15 protein-coding genes are annotated in these 17,239 nt (G+C 66.3%); 7 read left to right on the top strand and 8 right to left on the bottom strand.

Annotation, left to right across the window (positions count from 1 at the left end):
• Positions 1-80 precede the first annotated feature (80 nt).
• From RPS27_RS37775 to RPS27_RS37750, 6 genes are all read right to left on the bottom strand, one after another.
• Positions 81-1,295 (bottom strand): M48 family metallopeptidase, encoded by a 1,215-nt coding sequence (locus RPS27_RS37775; protein WP_212065597.1) that lies wholly within the window; start codon positions 1,293-1,295, stop codon positions 81-83.
• A 33-nt stretch (positions 1,296-1,328) separates the two neighbouring features.
• The gene (locus RPS27_RS37770) at positions 1,329-1,889 is read right to left on the bottom strand and encodes a LemA family protein (protein WP_194406603.1); all 561 of its coding nucleotides are present in this window, start codon (positions 1,887-1,889) and stop codon (positions 1,329-1,331) included.
• A 137-nt stretch (positions 1,890-2,026) separates the two neighbouring features.
• Complete coding sequence (locus tag RPS27_RS37765; protein WP_212065596.1) at positions 2,027-3,007, bottom strand: small ribosomal subunit Rsm22 family protein; 981 nt, start codon at positions 3,005-3,007, stop codon at positions 2,027-2,029.
• A gap of 108 nt (positions 3,008-3,115) precedes the next feature.
• Entirely contained in the window at positions 3,116-6,580 is a 3,465-nt protein-coding gene (smc, locus tag RPS27_RS37760) for a chromosome segregation protein SMC (protein ID WP_212065595.1), read from the bottom strand.
• A 217-nt stretch (positions 6,581-6,797) separates the two neighbouring features.
• Positions 6,798-7,454 (bottom strand): DsbA family protein, encoded by a 657-nt coding sequence (locus tag RPS27_RS37755; protein WP_212065594.1) that lies wholly within the window; start codon positions 7,452-7,454, stop codon positions 6,798-6,800.
• 133 nt (positions 7,455-7,587) lie between these two features.
• Positions 7,588-8,085 carry a DUF721 domain-containing protein gene (locus RPS27_RS37750; protein ID WP_063196570.1) on the bottom strand — a complete coding sequence of 166 codons (498 nt, stop codon included), beginning with the start codon at positions 8,083-8,085 and terminating at the stop codon, positions 7,588-7,590.
• Between the two features lie 179 nt (positions 8,086-8,264).
• Here RPS27_RS37750 and mutY point away from each other — a divergent pair, with 179 nt between their 5' ends.
• Entirely contained in the window at positions 8,265-9,383 is a 1,119-nt protein-coding gene (mutY, locus tag RPS27_RS37745; RefSeq protein WP_212065593.1) for an A/G-specific adenine glycosylase, read from the top strand.
• A gap of 52 nt (positions 9,384-9,435) precedes the next feature.
• Entirely contained in the window at positions 9,436-9,858 is a 423-nt protein-coding gene (locus tag RPS27_RS37740; RefSeq protein WP_313755031.1) for a PaaI family thioesterase, read from the top strand.
• A gap of 158 nt (positions 9,859-10,016) precedes the next feature.
• Here the strand turns inward: RPS27_RS37740 and RPS27_RS37735 are convergent, their stop codons facing one another.
• Positions 10,017-11,294: a flavin-dependent oxidoreductase gene (locus tag RPS27_RS37735; RefSeq protein WP_313755030.1), complete on the bottom strand. Its 1,278-nt coding sequence runs from the start codon at positions 11,292-11,294 to the stop codon at positions 10,017-10,019.
• 123 nt (positions 11,295-11,417) lie between these two features.
• Here RPS27_RS37735 and RPS27_RS37730 point away from each other — a divergent pair, with 123 nt between their 5' ends.
• Complete coding sequence (locus tag RPS27_RS37730) at positions 11,418-12,038, top strand: glutathione S-transferase family protein (protein WP_194408204.1); 621 nt, start codon at positions 11,418-11,420, stop codon at positions 12,036-12,038.
• Between the two features lie 114 nt (positions 12,039-12,152).
• Here RPS27_RS37730 and RPS27_RS37725 read toward each other — a convergent pair whose 3' ends face one another.
• Positions 12,153-13,067 (bottom strand): LysR family transcriptional regulator, encoded by a 915-nt coding sequence (locus RPS27_RS37725; RefSeq protein WP_212065591.1) that lies wholly within the window; start codon positions 13,065-13,067, stop codon positions 12,153-12,155.
• Between the two features lie 91 nt (positions 13,068-13,158).
• On the opposite strand from RPS27_RS37725, the gene RPS27_RS37720 reads away from it, so the two are divergent.
• The 4 genes from RPS27_RS37720 (at position 13,159) to RPS27_RS37705 (ending at position 17,072) form a co-directional block, all read left to right on the top strand.
• The gene (locus RPS27_RS37720) at positions 13,159-13,602 is read left to right on the top strand and encodes a nuclear transport factor 2 family protein (RefSeq protein WP_212065590.1); all 444 of its coding nucleotides are present in this window, start codon (positions 13,159-13,161) and stop codon (positions 13,600-13,602) included.
• Between the two features lie 56 nt (positions 13,603-13,658).
• Entirely contained in the window at positions 13,659-13,820 is a 162-nt protein-coding gene (locus tag RPS27_RS37715; protein WP_211419447.1) for a DUF1127 domain-containing protein, read from the top strand.
• Between the two features lie 127 nt (positions 13,821-13,947).
• The gene (locus tag RPS27_RS37710; protein WP_212065589.1) at positions 13,948-14,529 is read left to right on the top strand and encodes a biliverdin-producing heme oxygenase; all 582 of its coding nucleotides are present in this window, start codon (positions 13,948-13,950) and stop codon (positions 14,527-14,529) included.
• A complete protein-coding gene (locus RPS27_RS37705) occupies positions 14,526-17,072 on the top strand; it encodes an HWE histidine kinase domain-containing protein (RefSeq protein ID WP_313755029.1) in 2,547 nt (848 codons plus the stop codon). Before RPS27_RS37710 ends, RPS27_RS37705 begins: the two co-directional genes overlap by 4 nt.
• The last annotated feature ends 167 nt before the right edge of the window (positions 17,073-17,239 follow it).

Below are 17,239 nucleotides of genomic sequence, written 5' to 3'. Positions count from 1 at the left end.
CCGCAGGCCGTCGATACGGCAATTCCCGAAGTTTTTCCCAAGCGCGGCGAAACTGCCGCGCATGACGGCTTATCGCGCGCTCAATGACGGCCCCAAGGGCCCATGGGACTACCCACGGGGTTGCTGTTCGCGGTTCCGGGGGCAGGCACGGGCGGCGGAGCGGCTGGGCCGCTGGCATCGTTCCAGGGACCATGATGGAGCGGTGGTGGGGCATGCTGCGGGTCGGCTGGCGCCTCGGGCTCGCCCGTTTCCTCGGTCGGTGGCAGCGGGCCCGGATCATGGCCGCCGGCAAACTTGACCAGTGCATCCACCCTCGATTGCACCGAGGGGTGGGTTGCGAACAGGTCGGCAAAGCCTTCGCGGGGATTGTCGACGCAGAGCTCCATCACGGCCGAGGTCGCGCCGGGCAGCTCGCCACGATTCTCGATCTTGCGCAGCGCCGAGATCATGGCATCGGGATCTTTGGTCAATTCCACCGAGCCAGCGTCGGCGAGATATTCGCGCGAGCGCGACAAGGCGAGCTTGACCACCTGCGACAGCAGCCAGGCCACCACGATCAGCACGATCGCGATGATGATCACGATCACCGCGCCGCCGCCGGAGCTCTTGCTGTCGCTCGACGACGAGGAAGACGACCGCGACGACGAGGAGGAGCCCGAGGACCACGAGCCGCCGGAGCCGGAGCTCCAATTGAAATTTGTGAACAGGCGGAAGAACAATTCGCCGAAGAAGCCAACCACGCCGGCGATGATGACGGCGACCACCATCAGCTGCACGTCGCCGTTCTTGATGTGGGTCAGTTCGTGGCCCAGCACCGCCTCGATCTCCTTGTCATTGAGCGTATCGAGGAGACCCGTGGTGACGGTGATGGAATATTGCCTGGGATTGAGGCCGGTCGCGAACGCGTTCAGCGCCGGGCTGTCCATGATCTTCAGCTTCGGCATGGTGATGCCGCGTGAGATGCAGAGGTTTTCGAGCAGATTGTAGAGCCGCGGCTCCTCCTGTCGGGTGACGTCGTGGCCGCCGGTCACCGCATCGATCATCGATTGGTGGAAGAAATAGGCGATCACGATCCAGGCCGCGGCCACGACCGTTGCAACGGGTGCTGCGACCTTCAGATCCAGGAAGGCGCGGCTCAGGTAATAGGCGACCGTGCCATTGCTGTTGATGACGACCTCGGCGACCAGCGCGCCGGCATAGACCAGCACATAGACCAGCGCGAACAGGCCGCCGAGCAACAGCATCGAACGAAACTTGTTCGAGGCGATGTGCGTGTAGAGACCATACGCGGCCATGACGCGGTTGCCCTGCGACCTAGCGGCTCAAGATCAGAACTTTACCTGCGGCGCCGCCTCGACCTCGGTGCGGCTGGCGCCGAGATCGAAGAAGTCCCTCTTGGTAAAGCCGAACATGCCGGCGAACAGCGCCGCGGGCAGCTGCTGGATGCCGGTGTTGTATTCCTGGACCGCGTTGTTGAAGAAGCGGCGGCTCGCTGCGATCTTGTTCTCGAGGTCGGAGAGCTCGGATGCGAGCTGCTGGAAATTGGCGTTGGCCTTGAGGTCCGGATAGGCCTCCGACAGCGCGATCAGCCGGCCGAGCGCGCCGGACAGCTGGTTCTCGGCCGCGGACACCTGCGCGGGGCCTTGCGCCGACATCGCCGAATTGCGCGCCTTGATGACGTCGTCGAGCGTGCCGCGCTCATGCGAGGCATAGCCCTTCACGGTCTCGACCAGATTGGGCACGAGATCGTGGCGCTGCTTGAGCTGAACGTCGATATCGGCAAAGGCCTGGCCGACGCGCTGGCTCAGCGCCACAAGGCGGTTGTAGGCGCTGAACGCGAGGAAAGCGAGGACGACGATGACGCCGAGAACGATCCAGCCGGTCGACATGGAGAACTCCTGAAGGGGGAAGAAGGCGGGCCTAGCCTAGACCAAATTGGCGCAGAGCGAGAGCCCCGGCGCAGAGGAGAGGTAGGACTTGGTCGAACGGGGAGCCGCTCGAGTTCAAGGCAAAAGCCCCGATGAGGTTAACTTTCGGCAATGACGGCGTCGCCCCAGCGCCAACGCCGGGCACTTGCGTAGGCGGCCTTGTCGCGCCGTGGGACCTTTGTCAGTGCGACACCTTCTTCGGTGCAGAGTTTCGCCGCGATCTCGGCCTTGCCAACATCCGGCGGGGCCAGCACGCGTGCGGCGCGGCTCGCCGGCGCTGTGCGGGTCAGCGCGACGTAGATGAAGCGCTCGTCCTCGAACGGCACCTCGGCGCTCTTGATCTGCCGGTGCGCCTGCGAGCGGGGCAGGCGCTGGCTGAAGTGACACCAGTCGGGTGCGATGAGCGGGCAGGGCCTTTCGTGCGGGCAGGGCGCGGCGACGTAGGCGCCAGCCGTGATCAGTTGCTGGCGCAGCGCGAGGATGCGCGCGTAACCCGCGGGCGTGCCGGGCTCGATCACGACCAGCGCGTGGCGCGCTTTGGCCCACATGGTTTCCGCGAGCTTGCGTTGGTCGGCCTCGCTGAGCTCGCCGATGATGTAGCTGGCAATCACGAGATCGGCTTGCGAGACCTCCGCGAGGTTCGCACCGGCATCGCCGGGCAGATAGCGGCACTCCGCCAATCGCGAGCTGTCGCGTGCAAGGTCGAGCGCGAGCCGGCTCAGCGTGGCGTTGGCGTCGAGCAGGGTGAAATCCTGCAGCGAGGGAAAGGCCTCCGCTGCCGCCCAGCTCGCGGTGCCCGGGCCTGCGCCGACGTCGAGCAGCGTTTCAGGTGCGAGGCTTGGTGCGATCTCGGTGAGCGCATTCAGGCTTGCAGCCACCGCCGCGTAGGTCGCCGGCATGCGCGCCAGCGCATAGGCGAGCGCATCGGCTTCGGACTTGATCGTGCCGGAGCCGCCGCCTGCGCGATAGGCGGTCGAGATTTTTTGCGAGCGCTGCGCCGCGTCGGTGCGCGAGAAGCCCTGCAGCTTGCCGTCGAGGGCGGCCTTCAGTTCGGCGGGGAGGGTGGGGGAGATCATCATCAACCTCACGTCATTCCGGGGCGCGCGAAGCGCGAACCCGGACTCTGGAGGTTATAGCGCGAGATTCCGGGCTCTCGCTGCGCGAGCCCCGGAATGACGCCGGAGATATCACGCCACGTTCTGATCGAGAATGTCCACGGCCTCGGCGAGGCTCACCGACACCAGCTGCGACACGCCGCGCTCGGCCATGGTGACGCCGAACAGACGGTTCATCCGCGCCATGGTGATCGGGTTGTGCGTGATGATGATGAAGCGCGTGTCGGTCGAGCCGGTCATCTCGTGCAGGAGGTTGCAGTATCGTTCGACGTTGTGGTCGTCGAGCGGCGCGTCGACTTCGTCCAGCACGCAGATCGGCGAGGGGTTGGTCAAGAACACCGCGAAGATCAGCGCCATCGCGGTCAGCGCCTGCTCGCCGCCCGAGAGCAGGGACAGCGTCTGCGGCTTCTTGCCCGGGGGCTTGGCGATGATTTCGAGACCGGCTTCCAGCGGGTCGTCGCTTTCGATCAGGTGCAGCGCGGCCTCGCCGCCGCCGAACAGCTCGACGAACAGGCGCTTGAAGTGGTTGTTGACGACCTCGAACGAAGTCAACAGGCGCTCGCGCGCTTCCTTGTTGAGGCTCTGGATGCCCTGGCGCAGCCGCTTGATGGCTTCCACGAGGTCATCGCGCTCGGTGACGAGGCCGGTGTGCTGGGTTTCGACCTCGCGCAGCTCTTCCTCGGCGCGCAGATTGACGGCGCCGAGGCGCTCGCGGTCGCGCCGCATCTTTTCGAGGTCTTCCTCGATGTCGTGCAGCGGCGGCAGCTCCGCGCCGGGCTCGAGCTCGGCAAGGCCGGCGACGGCCTGCGGCTCGACCTCGAGCATGTCGCGGATCTCGCGCTCGATGTCCTCGAGCCGCCGCCGTGCGCCTTCCATGCGCTCCTCGGCGCGGGCCGTGGCCTCGCGCGAGCTCGACAGGGCTTCCAACGTCAGCTTGGCGACGCGGTCGGTCTCGGCCATCGCGCTTTCCGCGGTGGCGAGCGCGTCGGCGGCCATGCGGCGGTCGTTTTCCGCGTATTCGATCTCGGTGATCAGCGCGCTGCGCTTCTCGGCGAACACTTGCGGCGCGTTTTCGAGCTCGCTGCGCTCGATCGTGAGCTCGGCGATGCGGGCCTGGATGGTGTCGATGTGGGAGGCCGCGCTTTCCTTGCGGTTCTGCCACTCGGTGCGCTCGGCGAGGATCGCCTGCACGCGACGGTCGGCGAGCTCGGCCTCGCGGGCCAGCGCCTGCGCTTCTGCACGGACCTGGGCGGCCATGCGGCGGTGGCCTTCGATGTCGCTGCGGACGGCGGCGAGACGGGTCTCGGTGTCCTCGCTCGACGGCAGCTCGGAGATGCCGGCCTCGGCATATTCATAGGCAGCCTCGGCTTCGGCGCGGTCGGCGGCGAGGCGGCTGTGCGCTTCCGACAGCGTCGCCTTGCGCGCGGCATGGCGACTGATCTCGCGCTCGGCGGTGGCATGGCGCTCGCGCGCGACGTTCAGCTCGCGCTGCGCGGCGCGCCAGGCTTCGCGGCTGGCGCCTTCCGTGCTGGCGGCCATCTGCAGCTCGGACTCGGCATTCTCCAGCGCCTGGCGCTTGATCTGCGCGTCGATGCGGGCCTGCTCCAGCTCGTTCTCAATGTCGACGAGGCGGGCACGCTCGGCGAGGCGGCGGGCCGCGCCGGTTGGAGCGTGGGCGGCAGCGACAAAGCCGTCCCAGCGCCAGACGTCGCCTTCGGGCGACACCAGCCGCTGGCCGGTCTTGAGCTGCGAGACCAGCTCGGCACCGCGCTCGCGCGGCACCACGCCGATCTGGGCCAGGCGTCGGGCCAGCTCGGCCGGCGCCTGCACGTGATTGGAGAGCGGCACGGCGCCTTCGGGCAGTTCCGGATCGCCTTCGGTGTGGCCGACATTGGTCCAGCGCATCGGCGCCGACGGGTCGATCGGGGCGTCGAGATCGTCGCCGAGCGCGGCGCCGATCGCCTTCTCGAAGCCCTTGTCGACGGTGATGCCGTCGATGATCGGCGGCCACAGATTCTTGGTCTCGCCGTTGACGATCTTGGAGATCGTGCGTGCCTCGGTGTCGAGCCGCTGCACACGCTTGTCCGCTTCGACCAGCGGCGAGCGCGAAGATTCCAGCGTCTGGCGCGCGGCGACGTGCGCGGCTTCGCTGGCCTGCGCCGCGGCTTCCGAAGCCGCCAGCGTCTGCTCCGCGGTCTCGACCAGAGCGGTCAGCTCGTCGAGGTCGCCGAAGCCGCCGGTCTCGGCGGCAAGCTTCTGCTCTTCCGCGGCGACGTTCGCGATCTCCTGGTCGAGCCGGGCGAGCTTGTCGCGGTGGGTGCGGACATTGGCCTCGAGCTGATTGCGCTTGGCGGTGAGGTCGGCGAGCGCGGTGGTGAGCTCGGCGAATTGCTGCTCGGTCTCGGTCAGCACCGCCTCGGCTTCGGCGACGCGCTCGTCGACGCCGGAGCGCTTCTCGACGCGCGACTTGATCTCTTCCTTGAGCTCGGCGTCTTCGGTGTCGAGCCGCTGCAGCGCGACGCCGGCATCCATCGTCTGCTGCTGGGCGCGGGAGATGTCGCCCTCGAACTGGGCGAGGCGGCGCTCCAGCTCGGCGACGCGCTCCTTGGCGCGCTCTTCCTCGCGGTCGAGCAGCTCGCGGGCATTGGTCAGGCGCTGCAGCCCGGCGGCGGCGCGCGCTTCGGCATCGCGCAGCGCCGGCATTTCGGCGGCACGGATCGCCTGGATGCGAGCGGCCTCGGCCTGGTGCTGGGTGCGCTCGGCCATCTCGCGGACGGCGAGATCATGGGTCTGGCCGGATTCGTTGACGTCGGCATGCGCGCCGATCCAGCGCAGATGGAACAGGGTGGCTTCGGCCTTGCGGACCTTGGCCGCGACCTCGCGATAGCGCACCGCCTGGCGAGCCTGCTTCTTCAGGCCTTCCATCTGCCCGGAGAGCTGGCCGATCACGTCCTCGACGCGGGTGAGATTGGTTTCGGCAGCCTTCAGCCGCAGTTCGGCCTCGTGGCGGCGGGCATGCAGGCCGGCAACGCCCGCGGCGTCTTCCAGCACGCGGCGGCGCTGCTCGGGCTTGGCCTGGATGATCTCGCCGATCTTGCCCTGGTGGACGAGGGCCGGCGAGCGCGCGCCGGTGGCGGCATCGGCGAACAGGATCTGCACGTCGCGCGCGCGCACGTCGCGGCCGTTGATGCGGTAGACCGAGCCCGCTTCGCGCTCGATGCGGCGGGAGATTTCGAGCAGCTGGCTGTCGTTCATCGCCGCCGGCGCGGTGCGATCGGCATTGTCGATCGTCATCGTCACTTCGGCGTGGTTACGCGCCGGACGGTTGCCGGAGCCGGCGAAGATCACCGCGTCCATGTCGGCGGCGCGCAAGCTCTTGTAGGAGGTCTCGCCCATCGCCCAGCGCAGCGCTTCGACGAGATTCGACTTGCCGCAGCCGTTGGGGCCGACCACGCCGGTCAGGCCGGGCTCGATGACGAAGTCGGTCGGCTCAACGAAGGACTTGAAGCCGTGAAGTCGCAGGCGGGTGATTTTCATAAGCACGCATCTCTGTTGGCAGGCGCGAATCCCCCTGCCGGGACACTACCATGGAAGGCAATGTCGCTATCCGGGCGAGTCGCGCGAGGCGCCTCATGCGGCTGGACAATGGCCGCGGTATGCCGCGAGGGCAACCGGCGAAAGCCGCTTTTCCCAAGGGATTTATGCCGGGAAAGATACGGCTTTCGCGATGCGAATCAGAGTCTTGACGCGCGAATCAGCTCTTCAGCAGCGGATTGATCTTCTTAGCGAACTCCTCGAACGAGGCCTCGCCCTTGATCTTCTCGCCGTTGATGAAGAAGGTCGGCGTCGAATCCACCTTGAGCACGTCGCTGGCGTATTTCTGGTCGGCGGCGATCTTGTCGAGCAGCGCCTGGTCCTTCAGGCAGGCTTCCACCTGCTGCTGCGTGAGGCCGGCCTGCTTGCCGATGCGCGTCAGGGTCTCGGTGGTGTTCTTCACAACCCAGTCGTTCTGCTGGCGGAACAGCATGTCGGTGACCGCGAAATATTTCGGCCCGTCGTCCTTCGCGATGCACCGCGACAGCATCGAGCCGGCCGCGGCTTTGATGTCGAGCGGGAACTCGCGGAAGATGTAACGCACCTTGCCGGTGTCGATGTATTCCTTCTTGATCTTCGGGAACACCTGCTCGTTGAAGGCGGCGCAGTGCGGGCAGGTCATCGAAGCGTATTCGGTGATGGTGACGGCGGCATCCTTCGGGCCGAGCGCCATGTCGGGCAGCGACACCGGCTTGGCCACATCGCCAGCCGACTGAGCCATGGCGTCAGAAATCCACCGGAGCGGCGAGAACCCGGCGACCGCGGCAAGCCCGGTCAGCGACAGCATCGTGGTGAAGGCGCGGCGGGTGATGATCAAGGTCGGCTCCCGAATTGGCGTGGTCTCGCCCCGAGGTCAGCAAGGTTCCCGGGCGGCCTGTCGCTAGCTTGAAACGTGGTTTGAGGCAATGGCGAGCGGCAGGGACGGGTCCAGATTGGCCGCAAAATAAGGCTCAATTTCGCTTGATGGCCGCCCCAAGCCGCGCCAACGCCGTCTTCAGTTCTTCGTCTTCAATCGCCCCCAGGCTCTCCGCCACCTTGGCGACCGATTTGGGGTCCGGCGGGCCGGGCCGCTTCCGGGCCCGCGGCCGCGAGAGCGGGGCCTGGCGGAAAGCCAGCTTGCCGACCGCGCTCCAGCCGAAGAAACGGTTGACCCGCTGCAGGATCACGTCGGCGGAATGCTGGATCTCCAGCGCCATCGGCCCCTCGACCCGCAGCACCAGCGTCGCCGGCTCCTGCGGCTGGCCCTCTACGGGCCGCGGCCATTGCATCTTCAAGGGCTCGGCATGGGCCGCGATCTCGGGCCCCGCGATCTGCGCCCACCGCGTCACCAACTCGCGCGCGGCAAAGCCCTGCTTGGCATAGGCCTCGGCAAAGACGTCGTCGAGCAGGATGCCGAGCGGTTTGGCGCTGATCGGGCCGGGTTTGAAGATGGGACCGGATTTGGACATGGGGCCTTATAGCATTTTGGCGGGCGGGCCACATGGGCTTCGCCGTCATGGCCGGGCTTGTCCCGGCCATCCACGTTCTTCCTACTCATCCACGTTCTCCCGCGAAGAAAGACGTGGATGCCCGCGACGAGCGCGGGCATGACGTGGAGAGATCGACGTAACGTCGTTAGGGTGAGAGCATGAGCCCCAAATCTGCCCTCAAGGCCAGGCCGGAACCTGCGCCGTCGAAAGCGTCATCGCGCCCGACCCTCCTGCTCGCCTGGTACGACCGCCACCGGCGCCGGCTGCCTTGGCGGGCGGCGCCCGGAGAGGCGTCGGACCCGTACCGCGTCTGGCTGTCGGAGATCATGCTGCAGCAGACCACGGTGAAGGCGGTCGGGCCTTACTTCGAGAAATTCGTCGCGCGCTGGCCTGACGTCACGGCGTTGGGGAACGCCTCGCAGGACGACGTGCTGCGAATGTGGGCCGGCCTCGGCTATTATTCGCGTGCGCGCAATCTCTACGCCTGTGCCGTTGCCGTGACGCGCGAGCGCGGCGGCGTCTTTCCGGACACCGAGGAGGGTCTGCGCGCGCTGCCGGGGATCGGGCCCTACACGGCGGCGGCGATTGCAGCGATTGCCTTCGACCGCCATACCATGCCGGTGGACGGCAATATCGAGCGCGTGGTGTCGCGGCTTTTTTCCGTTGAAGAAGAACTCCCGCAGGCGAAGCCGCTGATCCAGCAATTGGCGGCGACGCTGCTGGCGAATTCGCGCGCCGGCGACAGTGCCCAGGCGCTGATGGATCTGGGCGCCTCGATCTGCACGCCGAAGAAGCCGGCCTGCTCACTGTGTCCGCTGAATGAGGATTGCATCGCGCGTGCGCAAGGCACGCAGGAAACCTTTCCGCGCAAGGCGCCGAAGAAGAGCGGCACGTTGCGCCGCGGCGCCGCCTTTGTCGTCACGCGCGGCGGCGAGCTGCTGGTCCGTTCGCGGCCGGAAAAAGGCCTGCTCGGCGGCATGACGGAAGTGCCGGGCTCGGACTGGCTCGCCGGCCAGGACGATGCGACCGCGAAGCAGCAGGCGCCGGAGTTGAAGGGGTTGTCGCGCTGGCAGCGCAAGGTGGGCGTCGTCACCCACGTCTTTACGCATTTTCCGCTGGAGCTCGTGGTCTATACCGCGAAGGCGGAGGCGCGCACGCGTGCACCCGAGGGTATGCGCTGGGTGCCGACCGCGACCCTGGCCGGCGAAGCGCTGCCCAACGTCATGCGCAAGGTGATCGCGCACGCGCTGGATCTTCCACCAGGCCGATCCTCCTGACAGCACGCTGGCAGCAGCGTTGCGCTAGGGGATTGCGAAATGGAGGCTGCCAATGGTCAAGACCGCGCTCGACAATTTTCCAAGGCCGCCCTGCGCCGAACTCCTCGGCTGGCGCCTGCTCGACGCCCGTCCGGAGGAGGGCTGGATCAAGCTCGCCTTCGAGGGTAAGCCCGAGTTCTGCAATCCGGCGGGCTTCATCCAGGGCGGCATGCTCTCGGCCATGCTCGACGACACCATGGGCCCGGCCGTGCTGGTGATGAGCGAGGGCCGGCTCTACACCACCACCATCAGCATGACCGTGAACTTTTTGGCGCCGGCCAAGCCTCGGACGATTATCGGCGAGGCCAAGGTGACGCAGCTCGGCAGAACGATTGCGTTCGTCGAGGCGAAGCTGATGGCGGAAGACGGCACGGTGCTGGCAACGGCGAGCGCGAGCGAGCGATTGCTGGAGGCGGCGAGGGTGGTGGGGAAATAGGCCGGGCCGCGCGCTCCTCTTCCTTTCTCCCCTTGCGGAAGAAGGTGGCGCGAAGCGCCGGATGAGGGGTATCTCTCCACGAACTCTCATCGCGAGTTGAACGCGGGGGACAAAACCCCTCAGGGCGCATTCATGCGCATCTCGCTTCGCGCGAAGTCCTAAGCTTCCGCCCGCGCATCCTTGCTCACGATCGGCGGCTTGGCGTTCAGCGCCTCCACCTGGAACCCCGCCACGCGCTTGTAGTTCGCCGCGATGTCTTCCAGCTCCTTTTGCGACAACACGTCGGTGACGACCTGGTACCCGTCGGGCGCGCGCTCCTCGACCAGCTGCATCACCTGCTCGGGGCCGTTCTTGCGGTTGAGCAGGACGAGGTCGGTGGTCGCGGGCCTGCGCTCGGCTTCATAGGCGAGCAGCGCCGCGCTCGTCGGGCCATGCGCGAGAATCTCGCGGGTGATGGTGCGGGCATCGAGGATCGCCTGCGAGGCGCCGTTCGAGCCGATCGGATACATCGGATGCGCGGCATCGCCCATCAGCGTGACTTTGCCAAAAGTCCATTGCGAGACCGGGTCGCGGTCGACCAGCGGATATTCATAGGCGTGGGGGCAGTTTCGGATCAGGCCGGGCACGTCGAGCCAGTCGAACTGCCAGCTCTCGAACCAGGGCAGGAACTCTTCCAGCCGCGCGGTCCGGTTATAATCCTCGCGCCGCCACTGATAGGTCGGGGGCATATGTCGCTCGGCGACCCAGTTGATCAGGTGATTGCCCGATGCATCCGGCTCCTTGCTGATCGGATAGCAGACGAATTTCAGGATCTCATGCCCGGCCATGATCATGGTGCGGCCGCTGAGGAACGCCTTTGCTGGCGTCACGCCACGCCAGAGGATGCGGCCGTTCCAGATCGGCGGGCCTTCGTTCGGGTAGAGCTTTTCTCGCGCGGCGGAATGAATGCCGTCGGCCGCGATCAGGATCGCGCCATCATAGGTCCCGGCGGCCTTACCGGTCGCCCGGTCGATGAAGTCGGCGCGCACGCCGTCTGCGGTCTCGGTCCAACCGGTCAGATGATGGCTGGTGAGAATGTTGCCGCGGCCGAGCCGCTCGACCGCGGTGTCGAGCAGGAGCTGCTGCAGCGTGCCGCGGTGGATCGAGAATTGCGGCCATTTGTAGCCGGCCTCCAGCCCGCGCGGCTCGCTCCAGATCGGCTTGCCGTGCTTGGAGAAATAGGCGAGCTCGCGCGTCCGCACGCCGCTGGCGTCCAGCCTGTCCAAAAGCCCGAGTTCGATCAGTTCGCGCACCGCATGCGGCAGCACGTTGATGCCGACGCCGAGCGGCTTAAGTTCGGCGACACTCTCGAACACTTTTACGGGAACGCCGATCTGGTGCAGGCTGAGCGCAAGCGTCAGGCCGCCGATGCCGCCACCGGCGATGAGTACGGTCATGACAATCCCCCTCCGATTGACGCGTCTTCGCATGGCAGGGCGGCGGTGGGCAACTGCGAAGAGGTCGCCTATGGACGGCGCGGCGGGGGGCCGTTAACCTCGGGTTTTCCCATGAGGTCCGACATGCTCAAGCTCTACTACGCCACCGGCACCTGCGCGCTCGCCACCTACATCACGCTGGAAGAGGCCGGCGCCGACTACACGGCCGAGCGGCTGAGCTTCAAGGACAACCAGCAGAACAGCCCGGATTACCTCAAGATCAACCCGAAGGGCCGCGTCCCGGCGCTGGTGACCGATCGCGGCGTCCTCACCGAGACGCCGGCGATGCTGGCTTACCTCGCGCAGACCTTCCCCAAGGCGAAGCTCGCGCCGCTCGACGATCCCTTCGACTTCGCCCAGGTGCAGTCGTTCAACTCCTATCTGTGCTCGACCGTGCACATCAATCACGCCCACAAGATGCGCGGTGCGCGCTGGGCGACGCAGGAGAGCTCGTTCGCCGACATGAAGGCGAAGGTGCCGCAGACCATGGCCGCCTGCTTTGCGCTGATGGAGCAGAAGATGTTCAAGGGGCCGTGGGTGATGGGCGAGCAGTACACGATCTGCGATCCCTATCTCTACACGCTCTCGACCTGGCTCGAAGGCGACAGCGTCGACATCAAAGCCACGCCGAAGATCGCCGATCACTTCAAGCGCATGTCGGACCGACCGGCGGTGGCGAAGGTGATGGCGGCGCAGAAGGCGTGACAGCTCTTGTAGGGTGGGTTAGCTGAGCAGATGCGCAAAGCGCATTTGCTCGGCGTAACCCACCATGCTCAGCGATCTCGACGAGGTAGGCGGATTACGCTTCGCAAATCCGCCCTACGAAGATTTCGTCTCCAGCTCCCGGCCCGTTTCCAGCATCAGCCGCCGCAACCAGATCGAGCCCGGGTCCATCTGGGCGCGCGTCGGATGAAACATGAACTGCTCGTCGATGCCGGGGTCGAGCGGCGGCGTCACCGTGACGAGGCCGAGCTGTTTCGACAATGCGGCGATCAGCCGGCGCGGCACGAAGGCGACGAGATCGGTCCGGGCGGCGACGTGCAATGCTTCGAGATAGCCTGATACGACCAGCGAAATATGCCGCTCGATGCCCTTGGCTTGCAGCCAGGTGTCGATCAGATCCTCGTTGCTGCCGCGGATGATCACGCCGACATGGCGCGCGGCCAGGAAGGTCTCGCGCCGCTTCAGCTTCGCGGCCCAGGGGTGGCCGCGCCGCACCGCGAGGGCATCGCTGTCGGTGTAGAGCAGCTGGCGGTGAAAGCCTTTGAAGGCATTGCCGATCGAGATCACGATGTCGATGGTTTGGGCGAACTCGGCGTGGAAGATCGCAGGTCCCCGCCACGGCACGACGTCGATGCGAACATTGGGCGCGGCCCGCGTCACCTTCTCCATCAGCGGCGGCATCAGCAGCTCGACTGCGAGATCTGGCATCATCAGGCGGAATTGTCGTTCGCTGCGCGCGGTATCGAAATCGTCGGGCACGAACAACCCGCGCACCTGGTCGAGCGCCTGGGCAAGCGGCGCGCGCAGGGCCTGCGCCCGCGGCGTCAGCTCCATCCGCGCCCCGGTGCGCACCAGCAGCGGATCGCCGAAGATGTCGCGCAGGCGCTGCAGCGCGTGGCTCGTCGCCGGTTGCGACAGCCCGATCCGCATGGCGGCACGGCTGACGTTGGCCTCGCGCAGAAGCGCGTCGAGGGCGGTCAGCAGATTGAGGTCGAGCGAAGTCAAATTCATCAAACGAATAGATATCATATTCTCTATCGATTTGAAGAATTGTCTTCGCGCGGCGATGATCTCCGTGTTCTCACCAAACGGAGATGCCGCCATGAGCGCCGCCGCCAACAAGAAACTGATGCAGGATATTTTCGCCGCCGCCGCCAATCCCGATCCGGCCGCGCGCGATCGCGCCCTGTTCGCTGCAAGCCTTGCCGAGGACGCCAAATGGGTCGTCACCGGCCAATATTCCTGGTCGCGCACCTTTTCGGGCAAGGAGGCGATCCTTGGCGATCTGCACGGCTATGTGCGCAGCCGCCTGCGTGATCGCACGCGCACGGTCGCGCACCGCTTCATCGCCGACGGCGACGTAGTCGTCGTGGAGGCCAAGGGCGACAACGTCACGCCTGAGGGGGTGCGCTACGACAACGACTATTGCCTGGTGTTTCGTCTCGAGGACGGCAAGATCACGGAAATCCGCGAGTACTGCGACTCGATCCTGACGGAGCGGGCGCTCGGTCCTTTTCCGCAGGCGCCGGTGAGAGCCGCGAGCTGAGGCGCGTGCGCGTCACGTCCGCCGGCCGGTGTGATCGGGCCGAGCCGGCGAGGGTCATGCGGGCCTGGCAGGCGCTCGTCGAGATGCTCCGGAACAAGCGCGAACGGTCCCGGGTCCGAAATCAACTCGCTGCAATGACCGAGCGGGAGCTTCTGGACTGCGGAGTGACCAGGGCGGAGATCACGTACGAGCTGCACAAGCCCCGCCTCCGGCAATAGAGGTCTGGGGGCATGGTCCGTCACCCGCGCCAATTTTGCAGCGCCGGTGGAACCCTTTGGGTTCCGCCGGCGTTTTCTTCGCTTCCGGGGCAATTGCGCCGCGGCATCGCGCGCGTTTGGGAAGTTCATGCTGGCTGGGGTTTCGGACGTTTCGACACAGGTAGACCGCAGCTTTCCCGGACTCCGTGAACGATTGAGAGACGCGACCGCGGCGGCGCACCGGGAGCTCGATGCGCAATTGTCGTCGTTCGATCTCACCGTCCTGACCGGCTATCGCCGCTTTCTCCAGGCCAGCGCCGGCGCGCTGCTTCCGCTCGAAGCCGCGCTCGTTGTGGCTGGCGTCACCGACATATTTCCCGACTGGCCGGAGCGGGCGCGCAGCGCGGCGATCGCGGCCGATCTCGGACGGCTCGGCAGCGCCGCGCCATCTCCCGTGTCGGTGCTGCCGCTGACGCCCGGTGGCTTGCTCGGGACCATGTACGTGCTGGAGGGCTCCCGGCTCGGGGCCAAGTTCCTGCTGAAAGAGGTCGCGGAGGCCGCCGATCCGCGCATCAGTGCGGCCACTCTCTATCTCCGCCACGGGGCAGGCCAGCGGCTCTGGCAGAGCTTCCTGGCGAAGCTCGAAAGCGAGGCCTGCGACGAGGTCGAGGTGATCGCTGCGGCGCGCATGGCCTTCGCCGCGTTCGAGCAGGCGGCGGACCGCGCATGAACGAGGCCGTCAATCTCACCAATTGCGATCGCGAGCCGATCCACATTCCCGGCAGCGTGCAGCCGTTTGGCTTCATGCTCGTCGTTCTCTCGGATTTCACGATCTGCATGGCCTCGGACAACGTCGGCGGCTTTCTCGGAAGCGACCTTGCCGATCTCCTCCAGCGGCCGTTGGCGACCGTCATCTCCGAAGCGGCCGTCGAGACCATCCGCAGCCGCGTCGATCATCTGAGCGGGCCTGATGCGACCGAGCGCCTGTTCGGTATCGAGCTCCAGGCCGGCAAGCCGCAATACGATCTCTCGATCCATTTCTCCGGCGTCTACCTCATCATCGAGGCGGAGCCGAGCGTCCGCGAGCCGGGTGTCAACTCCGGCGAGCTCGTCCGCCTGATGCTCGACCGGATCCGCAAGACGCGCGGCATGACCGATCTCGCGCGCGAGGCGGCGCGCCAGCTCAAGGCGCTGGCCGGCTTCGACCGGGTGATGGTCTACCAGTTTCACCCGGACGGATCGGGCGAGGTGATCGCCGAGACCGCGGAGGCGGGACTCGAATCCTTCCTCGGCCTGCGTTATCCCGCGTCCGACATTCCGAGGCAGGCTCGAGCGCTCTATCAGCGCAACTGGCTGCGTATCATCGCCGACGTCAATGCCGTGCCGGCAGCCTTGGTGTCCACGGCCACGCACAATGCCGGGCTGCTCGACCTCTCGATGAGCGTGCTGCGCTCGGTCTCGCCGATTCACATCGAATATTTGCGCAACATGGGTGTCGCCGCCTCGATGTCCGTGTCGATCCTGCGCGACGGCAAGCTGTGGGGATTGTTTGCATGCCATCATTATTCGCCGCGTTACATCTCATTCGACAAGCGTACGGCCTCCGAGCTGTTCGGGCAGATGTTCTCCTGGATCGTCGAGGGGCGCGAGCGCGAGGGCGACGTCGCCTATGAAGCCCGTGCCCACCAGGTTCAGGAGCGGTTGATCGAGATCGCGGCTGCGCATGAGCACAGCCGCCGCGCCATCGTCGACTTCCTCGGCGACTATCGCAAGATGATCGACTGCGACGGCGTCGCGGTGTGGTCGGACAACAAGATCGCGCTTCAAGGAGACACGCCGACCGAGGAGGAAGTGAAGGACCTCGTCGCCTTCATCAACCGGACCTCGCCGGGGCGGATCCTGGCGAGCGCCGAGATCGCCAAGGTCTATGCCGCCGGCCAGTCCTTCCGCGACCGTGCGGCGGGTTTTCTCGCCATTCCGATCTCGCGAACCCCGCGCGATTGCCTGATCTTCTTCCGCCGCGAGGTCGTGCGGTCCGTGAACTGGGCCGGCGCTCCCGACAAGGTTTATGATGAAGGTCCGAACGGGCCGCGGCTGACGCCGCGCAAGAGCTTCGAACTGTGGCAGGAGACGGTGGCGGGCCAGTCGAAGCCGTGGTCGGCGGCCGACATCCGCATCGCCGAGAGCCTGCGAGTCACGCTGCTGGAAGTCATCCTGCAATTGTCCGACCTCGCCGCGCGCGAGCGCCGCGGCGCGCAGGAGCGGCAGGAGCTGATGATCGCGGAGCTCAACCACCGCGTCCGCAACATCCTGAGCCTGGTCCGCGCCCTGGTGGCGCAGAGCAAGGACACCGCGACGAGCGTCGAGGAGTTCGCCAGCGTTCTCGGCGGCCGCATCCAGGCCCTGGCGCGCGCCCACGACCAGATCACCAATCTGAACTGGGCGCCGGTGGCGCTGCGAACCCTCGTCGAATCCGAGGCCGGCGCCTATCTCGGGGCGCGCGCAGGCCGGGTGAAGATGGGCGGGCCCGATGTCGCGCTGGATCCCAAGGCGTTCGCCACGCTGGCGCTCGTCGTCCACGAGATGATGACGAATTCCGCCAAATACGGCGCGCTCGCCGATTCCACCGGCAGCGTCGAGGTGGTCTGGCGTCTCGATCCTTCGTCGAGCCTGGTGATCGAATGGAAGGAAAGCGGCGGCCCGCCGGTGCAGCCGCCGTCGCGGCGCGGCTTCGGCACCACGATCATCGAGCGCTCGGTGCCGTTCGATCTCAAGGGCGATGCCGAGATCCGCTTCGATCTTCTGGGTGTGCAGGCGACGTTCGTCATCCCCGCAAATTTCGTAGAAATCGTGCCATCAATAGCAGGAGCCGCCATGCGCATCGAGGAGCAACAGTCCAGCCGTCCACGGCTGTCCGAGACCGCGCTGATCGTCGAGGACAATCTGATCATCGCCATGGCGGCGGAGGTCATCCTGCTCGATCTCGGCGCACGCCACGTCGACACCGCTGCGAGCGTCGATCAGGCGCTGCGTTCGATTGAACGCACGCGGCCGAGTTTTGCCCTGCTCGATCTCAACCTCGGCAGCGAGAGCAGCATCAAGGTGGCGCAGAAACTGAAAGAGATCGGCGTGCCCTTCATCTTCGCAACCGGCTATGGCGAGCGCGCGCCGCTTCCGGCCGAGCTTGCATCGGTGCCGGTCATCCAGAAGCCGTACACGCTGGAAGTGGTCGACCACGCCCTCGGCAAACTGCAGCAAGCCAGCGTCCTCTGAGGTTCGCGTGCGACGCTATGCATGCCGCTGCGAATTCTTGCATGACTTCGCATAGCTGCCGATAAAATCAGCAAGTCGATGTGCGACGAGGCGCGCACGCGCGAAGAATTTGAAGGTTCAATTAACGAGTGTCCTCCATTGTGTCGCGGTGCAGCGTGGGTCGCAAG

The organism is Bradyrhizobium sp. WYCCWR 12699 (genome assembly GCF_032144035.1).
Taxonomy (GTDB): domain Bacteria; phylum Pseudomonadota; class Alphaproteobacteria; order Rhizobiales; family Xanthobacteraceae; genus Bradyrhizobium.
This window is presented reverse-complemented; position numbering and strand designations above follow the sequence as displayed.